Source organism: Methylogaea oryzae (assembly GCF_019669985.1).
In the GTDB taxonomy this organism is placed as follows: Bacteria; Pseudomonadota; Gammaproteobacteria; order Methylococcales; family Methylococcaceae; genus Methylogaea; species Methylogaea oryzae.
Window position 1 is genome coordinate 1,418,265 of record NZ_AP019782.1, and the last position, 13,765, is coordinate 1,432,029.

The following is a 13,765-nucleotide window of genomic DNA, read 5'->3' on the forward strand; positions in this document are numbered from 1 at the left end:
GGGCCTCCTGTGCCGACTGGCTCACAATTTTTTCGGGGCGAAAAAGGGGCGCGGCAAACTGTGAAGCAGTTTTGGCGCGGGGTCTCAGTTTGAGTCGGCGGCGAGAAATTCGGCCGGTGTTTTGGCGGCTTGCCCGGCCTGTTCACGCACCAGGCGCGGCACCAGATAGCCGGGTAGGGTATCGCGCAGTTCCCGGTGCAAAGCCAGCGCCTGCGCCAGCGGCAGATCGAAGTGGGAGGTGCCGGCGGCTTTGTCCAACAGATGCAGGTAATAGGGCAGGACGCCTTGAAGGAACAGGGTTTCGCTGAGTTCGGCCAACGCTTGGACGCTGTCGTTCACGCCGCGCAGCAACACCGCCTGATTGAGCAGCGTGACGCCCTCGCCGCGCAGCCGGGACAGGGCTGCGTCGACCGTGGAGTCCAGTTCCTGGGCGTGGTTGGCGTGGATCACCAGCACCGCCTGCAAGCGCGTGCCGCTCAATACGGAGGGCAAGCCCGCGCCGATGCGGCTAGGCAACACCAGCGGCACGCGGCTGTGAATGCGGATGCGCTTGAGGTGGGGTATCTCCGCCAGCCGGCACAGTAGTGCCGTCAGCCTTTCGTCCGATAGTAAAAGCGGATCGCCGCCGCTCAAAATCACCTCGCCGATGGAGGCGTCGGCAGCGAGATAGTCCAAGGCGGCGTCTTCCCGGCTTTTGTGCAGCTGGGCGTCGGCATAGGGAAATGCCCGGCGGAAGCAGTAACGGCAGTGGATGGCGCAGGCGCCGGTGGTGATCAGCAGCGCCCGCCCGCGGTATTTGTGCAACACGCCGGGGGCTGCCAAGGCCGCCCCGTCGCCGACCGGATCGTCGCCGTAACCGGGGACAGCCAGCATTTCCTCAGCCGCCGGCAGCACTTGGCGCAGTAGCGGATCGGCCGGATCGCCCTTAGCCATCCGGTCGGCATAGGCGCGGGTGACGAGAAAGGGAAAATCCTTGGCGGCGCCGTCGCAAGCCGGGTGCGGGGAGTTTTCCAGCCCCAAATAGGCCAGCAGTTCGGACGGCGATCTAAAGGCCGAGGCCAGCTCGGCTTGCCAGGGCAAAGGGGAATTGGACAAGGGAAGGAATGACGGCGCTTATGGGAGGGAGCGGTTTATTTTATAATGTACCGGATTTATTCGCCTAACGGCCGTGGCGAGTTGCGCCACGGCCGTTTTCCGTACCGCTTGCAAACACCCAGAGGACTGCATGGCAACTTATAGCACCAACGAATTCAAGGGCGGCCTGAAAATCATGATGGATGGCGACCCTTGGACCATCCTTGAAAACGAGTTCGTCAAGCCCGGCAAGGGCCAGGCGTTCAACCGCGTGAAGGTCCGCAACCTGAAGACCGGCCGCGTCATCGAACGCACTTTCAAGTCCGGCGACACGGTGGAAGGCGCCGACGTCATGGACCGCGACATGCAGTACCTCTACAACGACGGCGAAATCTGGCACTTCATGGTGCCCGACACCTTCGAACAGTACGGCGCCGACGCCAACGCCGTGTCCGAGGCCAAGAAGTGGCTGAAGGAGCAGGACATGTGCATCGTTACCCTGTACAACGACGTGCCTCTGTCCGTCACCCCGCCCAACTTCGTGGTGCTGGCCATCACCGAAACCGATCCGGGCCTGCGCGGCGACACCTCCGGCGGCGGCGGCAAGCCGGCCACCCTGGAAACCGGCGCCGTGGTGCGCGTACCGCTGTTCCTGCAGACCGGCGAGTTGATCAAAGTGGACACGCGCACCGGCGAATACGTGTCCCGTGTCAAGGAGTAATCCCGCCGAGGATTGGCGGCCGGCGTGTTCCCTGGACACGCTGCGCCGGCGGGCAAGGATGCTCGCCGCCATCCGGGCTTATTTCGCCGCTCAGGATGTGCTGGAGGTGGAAACTCCCTTGCTGTGCCAGGGTATCGGCACCGACCCCCACCTGGAATTCCTGCCGGTTCCCCAAGCCTCGGGCGAACCGCGCTACCTGCAAACCTCTCCCGAATTCGCCATGAAGCGGCTGTTGGCCGCCGGCAGCGGTTCCATCTACCAAATCTGCAAAGCCTTCCGCGGCCACGAGTCCGGCCGGCTGCACAACCCTGAGTTCACCATTCTGGAGTGGTACCGGGTCGGCTGCGATTTGGACGGCCTGATGGACGACATGGAAGCGCTGCTTGGCCGAATTGCCGAAGGCCGGCTGAACGCCGCCACCACCCGTCGCGTCGCTTACCGCGAAGTGTTTCTGGAATATGCGGGAGTCGAGCCCCTCGACGGCACGTTCGAGGAATTGGCTGCCTGCGCCGTCCGTCACGGCGTGCCCGAAGCGGCGGAGTTGTGTGGCGAGGACCGCTCCCTGTGGCTGGATTTGCTGTTCAGCGTCGCCGTCCAGCCCCAGTTAGGCCGCGACGGCCTGTGTTTCGTCTACGACTACCCTGCCTGTCAGCCCTCCCTGGCGCGGGCCAAACCGGGCGACGGCCGCTGGGTGGAAAGGGTGGAACTGTTCTGGCGCGGCGTGGAACTGGCCAACGGCTTCCATGAACTGGCGGACGCTGCCGAACAAGCCGCCCGTTTCGAAGCGGAACGGCAGGCACGGCGGGAGCAGCGATTACCGGTTCCCGAGGCCGACGGCCGCCTGCTGGCGGCATTAACGCATGGCTTGCCCGACTGCTCCGGTGTGGCTATCGGCCTGGACCGCTTGTTGATGTTGCTGGCCGATGCCGGGCATATCGACGAGGTGTTGGCGTTCCCCCATACCCGCGCCTGATATCGCTTGCACAGCAGCGGGACAGGCCGCGGCCTGTCCCGTTTTATTCCCGCAACACGCCCATGACCGCCAGGAACAACTCCGGATCGCGGATGGCGATCTGGTAGCTCTTTTCCCTGTCGTGGAATACTTCCAGCGAGGTAGCGATCACTTCGGTGGAACCGTAAGGGTAGTATTTGGCGTTGTAGCGGAAATAGCCGCCCATGACCCCGCTGGCCGGCATGGGTGCGTCGTAACGCATCTCGTCCCGCGAAACGACATAGGGCAGGGTGATGGGGAAGATGCGCGCCAGCTCACCACCCCGTGAGCGTTCGCGCAGCAATTGCTGAATCTTGATCCAGCGCGGCACCTGGGTGTTGTCTTCCAGGTGATGGCCGAACTCGTGCATGACGGTGCCGACGCTGCAACGCATCCAGCCCACGTGTATCAAGGCGTTGTTGTAAAACGGCCGGGCCAGCGCGCCGTCCACCCTAATTCGGCAGCGCCCGGCGTGGTTCAGCACGGCCGGGCTGACGACATTGCGGATATTGTTCCACGCCGTTCGCACGTTGGGGCGAACCCAGGTGTCGTTCTGCTCCAGGGCCCTGCCGTCGCTGTAGGTGATGCCGTCGTTGAGACTGTGGTCGTTCCATATGTCGTCATCGTCCATTTGCTGCGCCAAAGGCAGGCGGTTGATGAAATCGATCAATTTCGGCTTGAGATAGCTCTGCAGCACCGCCGAAGCCGTTTTCAGGCTGTCGTTGCCGGACTCCCGTATGCCTTGTATGGCTTTGGCGATATGGAAGAAGATAGCCACTTGGTCGTCGTGGGCGAAGGCTTCCCGCAGCACCCGGTTGGCGATATCCACCCCGATGTCGAGCGACAATTGGTCGGGGCCGAACAAGCCCGCTCGGCCGGCCCGGTATTGGGGCGCTTCGTCTTCATTCAGGCCGAAGTTGAAATTCCGCGCCTGTTCCTGGTAATTGGCGACATAAAGCTCCGCGCTGCCTTGGTTTGCGGCTTTTCTTTGGTAGTGCCGCAAGATTGCACTGATGTTGTCGTTACTCCGGGTATTGAATTCAACACTATCTTCAAAGCTTTGCGCCTGCTCCGCCTCTGTGTCTGCCTGGCCGGCAGCTCTTACGATGATTTGCAGCAACTCCAACGCGTTGGGCACATCTGCCCTGTATCGATCCTGCAAGTCGGCAGCCCGGATGTTCCAGTTGTGATCCCGCGCCAGCCGGTAAACTCTCAGCCGTAATGCGTCGGCGGGCACGGCGCCAACCACTTCCCCGCGAGCCCTGTCCGAGTATCCAATGCGCGTGGCCAGTGTGTCGGACAGCGAACGCGCACGGACTCTTTGCGCCGGTGCGTTGTGCGTAGTCGGATTGATCGGCTGCCGGTTATGCTGAACGGCAGCGTCTAGCCCAGGATTGCTGGTTTCTCTGCCTCGCTCCAGCACCCGCTTTCCCATCGCGTCTGCTTCCCGCTCCAGTCCTTGGTCGTCGTTGATCGGTACGCCAAGCTTCATCTGCATCGTCGGCTTTACCCGCCCCTGCGCCTGCTGCACCACGTGCCAGGCTTCGTGGGCCAGATGCCGTTCCTGGCCTGGCGCTACGTGTATGTCGCTGCCCTGGGTGTAGGCCAAGGCCTGTAATTGTGCAGGTTTGGACGAGTTGTAATGGACCTGCACATTGGCCATGGACAGGCCGGACAGCGCTTCGACGCCGCTCTTGAGTTCATCCGGCAGGCCGGTATGGTAGGTGGTTTGTTCCGTTTGGCGGTCGAGAAAATCGATGCCATAACGGGGAGGGCTGGCGGCAGCACCGTTATTTTGTGCGTTGGCGTGGCTCGATGCCGGGGCTTTGGTTTGGAGGGTCGTCGCTTTCACCGGAAAACCTTTGTTGTCCCATGGATCAACCGTGTTGACCGCCGTTGTAAATAAGCCCGGAAACCCAAGTTCCTAGGCAGCCGAAGCAAAGCGGCATTCTTCTAAAGGCCCAACGCTGCGGCGGTCGCGGGGCCGACTACGCCATCGGTGCTCAGGCCGTGCTTATGTTGAAAGGCGACGACGGCATTCTCCGTTCCCCGGCCGAAAATGCCGTCTGTTGCCAATGCGGCGCCGTTGGCGTTCAACGCTTCCTGCAAGTGCCGCACCTCGGGGCCCCGGTCGCCCATGCGCAGGGTGGCCGCGGGCGTTGGGCCTCCCCGTGCGGGCACCGTGCCGTCGGCGTGCCATTGCCGCAGCCGGTCGTCGCCCACTTCAAAATGCATGCCGTCTTCGGTACCAAAGCCGGCGCCCCAGAACCAGCCGTGGCGATTGAAGTAGGGTGCCAACCGAACCAAGCCTGCCAACACCAGGCCGTCACCGCGAGGGTCCAGGATGCCGTTTATCTTTATGTCGATAGCCGTTCCCCAGGCGTGATTGCTGATGGCGCCGGTTGTGGTGCCACGCACCAGTCGGGCGCACAGCATCCCGGCCGTACCCAGGGCGGCATAAAGCGCGGTATCGGCCGCTTTTACCTCGGCGAATATTTGGATGAGGTCTTCTGTGGCGGATTTCAGTCCGGTCACCCGGAACGGCCCGATGTCCGTAGTAACTATCATCTTTTGCAACGACTGGTTGCTAACCGGCTGGCAGTCGCTGTTATAGGTGTCGCGGGGGTTGCCGAAAATATCCAGCATGGTTTGCTGTTTGGCGTTTTTTACGCCGCTGTTGATGCCGGTCGGGACTTTGACTCGTTCGGTAAGGCTCATGGCTGCTCTCCTGCGTGTTAATTCCTTTGGTTTGAGTTGGACGGTCTTTTTCTTCTTTTGGGCTATTGAGATTTTCCCAGCCTGTTTGGCGTGTTATACCAGAGAGTATCCATATTTTCCGATGATTTTGTCGTAATCGTTCCTGGCTTTTTTCAGATACTGGGGGATATGCTTCTTGGTGCCGTAGTTGTTTAGCAGTGTCGCAAGCTTTTTCCAATCGTAATTTTTCGAGTCGACCACGCGTAGGGCGATATCCCCGGTTTTTAAGCCGTTGGCGATGGTGGCAACCGGGCTGGAAAGTTCCGGTATGTTGGGGTACGCGAGCATGATGGTATAGGCATGCTGGATGATTTGCGCCGCAAGCTCCTCCTCCGAGGTTTGGCTTTGCGGGTCGAAGTGGAAAAGGTTCCAGACGTGGGGGAATACATCGATGTCCGGTTTGTATGCAAACGCTTTATTGCCGTTTCTCAATTCCAGTTCTATTTTGTCGAGAATTCCCGCTTCGTTGCCTTCATTGACTCCGCTATGGGTCGGATTTTTGTTTTTGTAGGATGATCGATCCAGGGAGTTGCGATAGGCAATGGTTTCGTTGGCATATTTAAGTAGATCGTTAACGTCGCCATTGCCGCCTTTTAGTGCACGGATTTCCCCGGCCACACGGGCAATGGCCGTGTTCGGGTCTTCTTTCCATGTGGTGGTTTGGTAGGTCGGCAGAAACATATTCTGCTCCACCAGAACCGCCAGGGTTTCGAAAGCGTCGTCGAGTTTCTTCCCTAGGATATTGTTGCGCACCATGGATTCCATGAGGGTATAGGATGTGGTGTGCTGGTCGCCGGTATGCACGCCTACGCGGGAATTGTCCAGGACGACGTTGCTGACGATGTTGGAGGTGTTGATCGTTACGCTTTTCACGCTGCGCTGTACGACAGCCGATGAGGCGGGCGTGCTATGGGGCTGCGCCGGAGATGGTTGGTTAGCCACGGCCGCTGCGTCGGTTGTCTGTAGCCGTGCGCCCATCTCGTCGGCTTCTCGCTCCAAGCGGGGGTCGTCATTGAGTGGAATCTTTCCTTTCATTTGCCGCGTCGCCTGCACCCGTCCTTCCGCCTGCTGCACCACGTGCCAGGCTTCGTGGGCAACTTGCCGTTCCTGACCAGGGCCGATGTAGATGTCGGTTCCTTGGGTGTAAGCCAGGGCTTGCAACTGGGCGGGCTTGGCCGAGTTGTAATGGACGCGGACGTTGTCTAGGGGCACGCCGGACAAATTTTCTACCGCGGCTTTGAGTTGGTGGGGCAAGCCGGTACGGTTCGGTTGCTGTCGTGAATTGTCGAGGAAGTCGATGCCATACGCCGGAGGTGCCGCCGAGGCGCTTGCGGTATTGGCACCGTTGGCGGGCGAGTTGGCTGTACCGTCGGCGCGGCGGATTTTGGCTTGGGTTATGCGAGCCGTCATGCTGTGTCCTTAATCAAAAGCCTGGCGGGAACCTTAGCCGCCTTTTCTATCTTTCGCATATTCCCGGCGGATACCTTGCTGCACGTCCTCCAGGCCGATAGCCGCCTCACCCCGCTCCAGCGCCTGCAACGAGGCGTAGCGGATGGCGTTGAGGATGGCGCTGCCGGAGAATTCGTGTTCGCGGGCGATTTTGTCCAGGTCGATGGCGTCGTCCAGCCGGGCCTTGCTGGGAAAGCCTTGGCGCCACAGCAACAGCCTTTCCTCCGGCCGTGGCAGCGGGAAGTAGATGATGGCTTCGAAGCGGCGGGCAAAGGCGTCGTCCAGGTTGTCGCGCAAGTTGGAGGCGAGGATGGCGATGCCGTCGAAACTTTCCAGGCGCTGCAGCAGGAAGGCGGTTTCCTGGTTGGCGTAGCGGTCGTGGGCGTCGCGCACTTCGCTGCGCTTGCCGAACAGGGCGTCGGCTTCGTCGAAAAACAAGATCCAGTTGCGGTGCTCCGCTTGGTCGAACACTTTGGCCAGGTTCTTTTCCGTTTCGCCGATGTACTTGGATACCACCAGGGACAGGTCCACCTTGTACACCTCGCGGCCGGTGGCTTTGCCCAGCAGGCAGGCGGTCATGGTTTTGCCGGTGCCGGGCGGGCCGTAGAACAGGGCGCGGTAGCCGGGGCGCAGTTTGGCGCCCATGCCCCAATCCTCCAGCAGGGTTTGGCCGTGGCGTATCCAGGTTTCGATTTCGCCCACCTGTTTGCGGGTGCCGGGATGCAGCACCAGGTCGTCCCAGTTGAGCCGCGTTTCGATCAACTGGGCGGGGAACTGGGCGCCGAATTCCGGGCGGTGGGGGTTGCCGCTGGTGAACAGCGCCAGGTGTTCCTCGCTCAAGCGCAGCGGCGCTTGCAGCAGCGGCTCGTTGTTTTGCGGCTGCAGGCGCAGGATGTGCTGGCGGGCAAAGACATGGCCGGCCTCGAACAGGGCGTGCAAGGCGAAACGCCGCGCCAAATCGTCCGCCGCCAGCAGGAACAGCAGCGTTTCGCCGGTGGGGGTGAAGCCGGTTTCCTGGCCGCTATGGATGCCGCCGAATTCGCTGAAGCGGCGGTCGAACATCTGGTTTTTCAAAAAGAACACATCCAGCAATTGCGGACGGATGTGGGACGCCAGGACCAGGGCCAGGGCGCCGCGTTCGGCGAATCCCAGTCCGTGTTGGCGGATACATTGGGCGTAGGGCGAATCGGAACCGGCCAGGTCCGGTGGTGCCACGGCTTGGATGTCGCCAAACGGGCAGTCCTGGCCGAAGTACAGCTTGAAGCGGGTGTCGATCAACTGGGCCAGCCAGGCCAGTTCCAGCTCCAGGTCGCGGGCGTTGGCGGCGGCGTGGTCCATCACCACTCCACTCGCAGCGGCGCTTCCATCCACGGCAGCTTTATCCAGTCGAAGCTCCAGGGAAAGCGTTCCAGCACGATGTCGTAGGTTTCCCGCTCCACCTGCAACAGCCAGCCGCCGTCCCGGACGCTGAGGATACCGCGCCGCAGCAGGAAACTGCCGCGGAAGCCGGCGATGGACATTTGCTTGAGGATCGGTGCGTTTGCGATGGCGGCGCCGAGCAGCGCTTGGCACTCGGCCATTTCCACAGCCGTGGGCGGCGAGTCCGGCGCGAACAGCTGCGCCGGCCGCAGACCGCACAGCACTTTGTTGAGTGGCAGCAGGTATTCCGCCGGCTCCGGCTCGCCGTCGATCAGGTATTGCAGCAGGCCGACAGCGCGCTGGGCGGCGGCGGGGCTGCGGAACCGGCCTTCCTCGGCCAAGCCGAGCTGGCGGAAAAAATGGCCGAGGAACGGCCACAGGATGGGCAGACCGGCGTTGCCCACGTAGAACTCGTCGTTGGCGTCCAGCGGCGCGTCGGGCCCGATTACGGCAGGCGCCATGCCGCGGCGGTGCGCTCTTGGCGCAGCGGCCGGGGCGTCGGCCGCTGCGGGGCGGTTGGCTGGCGCCGCAGCGGCTTGAAGCGGTTCGTCAACCGCCGCTGCGGTTGCGGTTTCCTGGCCGGCGCCGCCGATGCCGGCGAGCGTGTCCGGCCGTGGCGATTGCCGGAGCGGGGATAGGGCATGGGCATCCGGCCGTTGCGCTGCGGGTATTGCGTCGCTTGGTGTGCCACCGGACGAGCGGGTTACGGGTGGCGTCTGCTGCACGGTGGTGAAAGAGGGTTCCATTGCTGCCTGCGACGCCGTTTCGTCGCCTTGTGCGATGGCTTCGGCCGGCTGCTCCGCAGGCGAGGCCGCGCTTGATTCGTGCGTCTCGCCGCCAGATGGGGCGGCAGGCGGAGTCAGTTCGCTTCGTGCCGCCGTTGCTCGATGGGGCGGGAGGTCTGCCGCCGCCGACCGCTGTGCGATGGGGTTCAGCTCTTGCCGCAGGGCCTGGGGTGACAGATTGTGCCGCGCGGCGAAGCGGCGCGCGGCCGTTTCCAGCAGCTCCGCCGCGGGCGGTTCGACGGTGAAGGCGGTGTCCAGAATGGCCTGCCAGACCTCGCGGCGCAGCGCGGTTGGCGCGGTGTGGCGCAATTGCGGCAGGCCGGCGGCGGCGTTCCGCAATGCGTGATAGAGCGGTGCGAGCGTGCCGCCCGGCAAGCCGGCCGGCAGGGTGGCAACCGCGGCCAGTTGGCGGTCGTCGAAGCGATGGATCAGGCGCTGGACGGCGTTGTCGTGCTCCAGCAGCGCCGGTAACCGGCGGCGCAGCAGATCGGGCGCGTCCTGCAGCAAGGCGTCCAGGGCCTGTTGCGGCAGATCGTTCCGGCTGGTGTCCGCCCACCAGGGCAGGGCGCCCTCGCGTAAAAACCGGCTGAGCAGCTCCCATTGCGAGGCTTGGAACGGCGCAGGTTCCTGCGTCGCGGCGGCGGAATCGAGGTGGCCGATTTCCTCCGCCAGGGCGCGGCGCAGGGCGGTGTCGATGCGCTCCAGCAACTGGGTTTCCAACTGCTCAGGGTCGATGCGGCCGAGATCCAGTTCCAGTCGCTCGATGCGGTGCAGGCGGTCGGCCGAGCTGGCTTCGGAGCAGCGCCGGTCCAGCAGGGGCGCCAGGCGCTGGCGCAGGATGCGGCTGCAAGCCTGCTGCAGCGGCCAGGCATCTTCGCGGCGGCCGACTGTGAGTTCCACCGTCTGCCGCTTGATGACGTGTCTTTGTGCCGCCATCGCCGCGTCAGCCCGAGGCCGTCAGCTCGGCCAGGGTGCGTTCGAAACCGGCATCGAGGCCGGTTTGCGCCTTCACGGCGTGGATCCACAGCTTGCCGTCGGTTTTCAGGCCGCTCGCATCCAGCTGCGGCGCTTCCGGCGGCAGGCGCGACAGGTCCGGCTGCGCTTGCTGCCGCGCCGCTTGCAGCGGCGGCGTCACTACCAGGTCCACGCCCACTTGCAGCTGGCCGATACCCTTGTTTTGCGCCGGGTCGAGGCGGTCGTGCTGATGGAAATAGACCGGCGCCGCCAGCGGCTTGCCGTCGGCGGAGGCGGCGAAGTAGTAGAACACGCCCGGTTGGCCGCCCGATACTTCGATGGGTTGCGCCAGCACGCCGTCGGCGGCTTGGGCGTGCAGCCGCAACGCCACCGCCGGATCGGGGCGCACCAGGGCGGCGGCTGCCTGGTTCAGCGTAACGGTGGATGTTACCGGCGGCTTGTCGGCCACTGCGTGGGATTTTTGCGCCTGCACCACCAGCAGCGTGTCGGCCGTCAGTCCGTCGCAAGCGAGTGTCAGTTTGCCGCCGTTGCCGGGCTGCGCCGTGCCCACCACGGCAAAACCGTCCGACGTCGCCGGGCTGCGCACCAGCACGTCCGCCTGGCCGGCAACGGCAACCTTGATCGCCTTGGGGTCCGTGCCGCCATGGATGAATTCCGCGTCGGCGATAGCGCGTTGCAGCAACTGGTAGTTGGCCGAGGCTTGCGATTTGTCGATGGCGACGCTGGCGCTGCCGCCGTAGACCAGAATGGGTGCCGCCACCGTCACGGCCGCTGCCGGATTGGCCCGCACTTTCAACGGCAGCACCGCATCCAGCAGGCTGGTCTGGGTGGGCTTGTGCTCGGACGGGTCGAAGGTTTTGGTGGCGCGCACGCGGATGTCGAAATCCTCCGTGACGCCGTCGGCTTGCAGCAGGATCGCGCCCAGGTTGCCGCGTGCGCTGGCGGACAGTACGGTTTCTTTCTTGCCGTCCACTCGAACCAATTGGTAATCCACGCCTTCCTGGGTGAGCTCGATTTCCACCTGCACGCCGGCGCCGTAGTCGACGATGCGGGCATCGGCCGGCGCAGGTGTATCGCTGGGCGAAAGCAGGGCGGCGCCGACGATTTGCGCCGTCAGGGTCGTGTCCAGGCCCACTTTCACGGCCGCCAACTGGCGCAGGAAGACCGCCGGCGTCTTGCCGTGCAGCTTGGTGGCCTCGATGGTGAAGGTTCGGTCTTCCTTGATGGGCGGCGTGGTGAGGGTCAGTGGGCCGCCGTTGCCCAGCGCTTTGACTTCCGGGCTGAGGGACTTGTGCTCCTTGTCGCACAAGCGGTAGCTGACGCCGATCTGGCTGTATTCCACCACGATTTGCGCGGTGACGTTGTAGGCCACCGTCGTCAGTTCGGGAATGGGCAGATCCCGCAAGGGGTAGGTGTAGCCGATAGCCAGCAGGTCGATGAGGCGGTCGCGGGCGTCGCGCAGGCCGATGGCCGCCGCCTGGTCCGTGCTGCCGGACTGGCGCAACGCCAACTGCCGCAGCGTCCAGTCGCGGTACGCGCTTTCGAATGTGCGCATGTCGGCGTCTTCCAGCCAAAGAATCTGTGGCCGCAGATGGGCCGGGGTTTCCTCCAGCACGGTTTGCGCGACGAACTGGCGGAATTCCGGCGTTTGGCAACGGGCGGGCGCGGCGGTGAATACCCAGCTGACCTGCAGGGAGTAGGGATCGGGCGCCGCGGCTTCGGCGAGCAGCGGGCCTTGCTGCTGGCGGTCGGCCTCGATGGGGCGCAACAAGAGGTGTTCGAGCAAGTAGAAGCGCTCGGTTTCGGCGCGGCTGTCGTCCATGGACCAGGCCGGGATGGCCAGTTTGAAGCGCAACCGCAGTTCCAGGCCGGCAACATTGTCCTCGTTCCATTCCAGGAGGGCGTTGAAGCCGCTCCCGCGCCGGCTGCTGGCCTCGGGGTAGTGGCGCAGGAACACCTGCTTGGCTTGCGCCATGCTTTGATCCGCGGTGATGGGCGCGGCGTTGTCCTGCCCGTCTTCCGCCTGTCCATAGGCGTTGCCGGGCAATTGCTCGGCAACGCGCGCCAGCAGGTGATCGAGGAAGCGGTTCTTGCGCTCCCAATCGACGGGGGCGGCATCCGCGGGCGATTCGAGCAAGCGCTGCAACCGGCTTTGGCGGGCTTGCGCGTCAGGCTGCGTCCAGAGACTGTCCAGGTTCAGGTCGGCGGCGTCGATGGCGCCGGCGAAATAGGTTTGCGGCAGCCGGTCGTCGAAACCGAACAAGTCCCGCACGTGGGACAGTTGCGCAAAGCCGTTTGCCAGCAGCTGGTCGAAGAACAGCAGATAGGCTTGCAGTTGTTTGACTTGCGCTTGCCGCTCGGCGCCGGCCGTCCCGGGCAAGCCGGCCGGCCCGATGCCGTAGGTCGCCGGAAACTGGTGCAGCAGCGAGTAGTGGCGGGCGACGTTGCGGTCGCGGCCCGGGGCCGGCCGTGGCCCTGGCTGGCCGTTTGGCCGGCCAGTGGCGGACGAGCGGCGCACATTGTCCAGATGCTGTTGCAGCAAGGCGGGCTCGTCCAGCACCACCGGCAGTTGTTTGCGCCGTAACTGCAGGGTGGTGTTGCGCGCATCCAGCTTGGGGGTTTTGTCCGCTTCCAGGTCCAGCGACCAATTCTTCAAGCCGGCGGGCGTCTTGAACGCCAGGTGTTCCACCATGCGCACGCCGGCCACGTCCATGATCTCCCGCAGCAGTTCGGACGTTTGCAGGGCGGTCCTGCGCTGCATGCCCCGCAGCGCGCCGTCGTCGATGAAACCGTGCCGCAGCAGCGGCCCGTCGAAAATCTCGTCGATGGACTTGCCTTGCTCCAGGCACTGCGACAGGCTGTGGAACGGCACGGTGGGCGATATATAGTCCGTCATGCGCTGCAGCACGCCTACATACACCGCTTCCGCATCGGCGTCCGGGGCGATTTCGATGCTGGCGTGCAGCTGGATGTCCTGGGTGTCCAGCACCTGGATGGATTCGAAATCCATGCTCAAGCCCCGCTGCGCGTGCAGCCGGTTGGTCACGTCTGCGACGATGGCGTTGCCGTCCTTGTCCAGCGCCTCGGATTTTTCCAGCAGCACCCGGCATAAGCCTTTCAGTCCGACCGCTCGCGCGCCGTTGCTGTCGTCCAAGCCGATGAGCCGGTTGCCTTGCAGGGCGTCCTGCTCCCGGTAATACAGCAGCGGCTGCGGCTGGGCCAGCGTCTCCACCCAGGCGTTCTTGACGCCGTCCACGTCGATGGCCAGCTTGCGCAGGTCCAGCAAGGTGACCGGGCGGCTGGTCAGGATAAGGTCGGCGCTGAACAGACTGGCATAGGTGTCCTCGCCGTCGCGGCTGAGCAGGTCGGGCAGGTCGTAATCGATGCGGTAGGCCCAGTCCGACAGGGCATAGCACAGCTGCTCCAGGATGGTGATGCCTGGGTCGTGGGCGTTGAAGTCGGTCCAGTCCGAGTTAGCCGCCAAGCGCTCCAGCCAGCGCATGCCTTGCTGGCGCAGGAACGCATAGTCCAGGCTGGCGGCTGTCGCGGGGAGCGTCGCGGTCTGGCCGGCGGCCATATCGTCCGATGCCATAG

The 13,765-nt window shown here is 63.8% G+C and carries 9 protein-coding genes; 2 read left to right on the forward strand and 7 right to left on the reverse strand.

The window, feature by feature from the left end:
* Window positions 1-84: 84 nt before the first annotated feature.
* Window positions 85-1,095, reverse strand: coding sequence for an EF-P beta-lysylation protein EpmB (epmB, locus tag K5607_RS06660; protein WP_221048594.1), 1,011 nt, complete (start codon window positions 1,093-1,095; stop codon window positions 85-87).
* A gap of 130 nt (window positions 1,096-1,225) precedes the next feature.
* Here epmB and efp point away from each other — a divergent pair, with 130 nt between their 5' ends.
* Together efp and epmA are read left to right on the forward strand one after the other, a co-directional pair.
* A complete protein-coding gene (efp, locus tag K5607_RS06665; RefSeq protein ID WP_054773308.1) occupies window positions 1,226-1,795 on the forward strand; it encodes an elongation factor P in 570 nt (189 codons plus the stop codon).
* The gene (gene epmA, locus K5607_RS06670) at window positions 1,782-2,768 is read left to right on the forward strand and encodes an EF-P lysine aminoacylase EpmA (RefSeq protein ID WP_054773309.1); all 987 of its coding nucleotides are present in this window, start codon (window positions 1,782-1,784) and stop codon (window positions 2,766-2,768) included. Before efp ends, epmA begins: the two co-directional genes overlap by 14 nt.
* Window positions 2,769-2,811: 43 nt before the next feature.
* Here the strand turns inward: epmA and K5607_RS06675 are convergent, their stop codons facing one another.
* The 6 genes from K5607_RS06675 to K5607_RS06700 form a co-directional block, all read right to left on the reverse strand.
* Window positions 2,812-4,638: an eCIS core domain-containing protein gene (locus tag K5607_RS06675; protein ID WP_221048595.1), complete on the reverse strand. Its 1,827-nt coding sequence runs from the start codon at window positions 4,636-4,638 to the stop codon at window positions 2,812-2,814.
* A 101-nt stretch (window positions 4,639-4,739) separates the two neighbouring features.
* On the reverse strand, window positions 4,740-5,504 hold the full coding sequence (locus tag K5607_RS06680; RefSeq protein ID WP_221048596.1) for a peptidoglycan-binding protein: 765 nt from the start codon (window positions 5,502-5,504) through the stop codon (window positions 4,740-4,742).
* Window positions 5,505-5,597: 93 nt separating this feature from the next.
* Complete coding sequence (locus K5607_RS06685; protein WP_221048597.1) at window positions 5,598-6,953, reverse strand: eCIS core domain-containing protein; 1,356 nt, start codon at window positions 6,951-6,953, stop codon at window positions 5,598-5,600.
* Between the two features lie 33 nt (window positions 6,954-6,986).
* A complete protein-coding gene (locus K5607_RS06690) occupies window positions 6,987-8,330 on the reverse strand; it encodes an ATP-binding protein (RefSeq protein WP_054774337.1) in 1,344 nt (447 codons plus the stop codon).
* Window positions 8,330-10,132 (reverse strand): contractile injection system tape measure protein, encoded by a 1,803-nt coding sequence (locus K5607_RS06695; protein WP_221048598.1) that lies wholly within the window; start codon window positions 10,130-10,132, stop codon window positions 8,330-8,332. The genes K5607_RS06690 and K5607_RS06695 overlap by 1 nt, the downstream gene beginning before the upstream one ends.
* A 7-nt stretch (window positions 10,133-10,139) precedes the next feature.
* A complete protein-coding gene (locus K5607_RS06700; protein WP_221048599.1) occupies window positions 10,140-13,763 on the reverse strand; it encodes a hypothetical protein in 3,624 nt (1,207 codons plus the stop codon).
* Window positions 13,764-13,765: the final 2 nt, after the last annotated feature.

Bases quoted from the DNA above. Each gene is read 5' to 3' on its own strand.
- efp (WP_054773308.1), top strand. From the start codon at position 1,226: ATGGCAACTTATAGCACCAACGAATTCAAGGGCGGCCTGAAAATCATG.
- K5607_RS06680 (WP_221048596.1), bottom strand. From the start codon at position 5,504: ATGAGCCTTACCGAACGAGTCAAAGTCCCGACCGGCATCAACAGCGGC.
- K5607_RS06685 (WP_221048597.1), bottom strand. From the start codon at position 6,953: ATGACGGCTCGCATAACCCAAGCCAAAATCCGCCGCGCCGACGGTACA.
- K5607_RS06690 (WP_054774337.1), bottom strand. From the start codon at position 8,330: ATGGACCACGCCGCCGCCAACGCCCGCGACCTGGAGCTGGAACTGGCC.
- K5607_RS06695 (WP_221048598.1), bottom strand. From the start codon at position 10,132: ATGGCGGCACAAAGACACGTCATCAAGCGGCAGACGGTGGAACTCACA.
- K5607_RS06700 (WP_221048599.1), bottom strand. From the start codon at position 13,763: ATGGCATCGGACGATATGGCCGCCGGCCAGACCGCGACGCTCCCCGCG.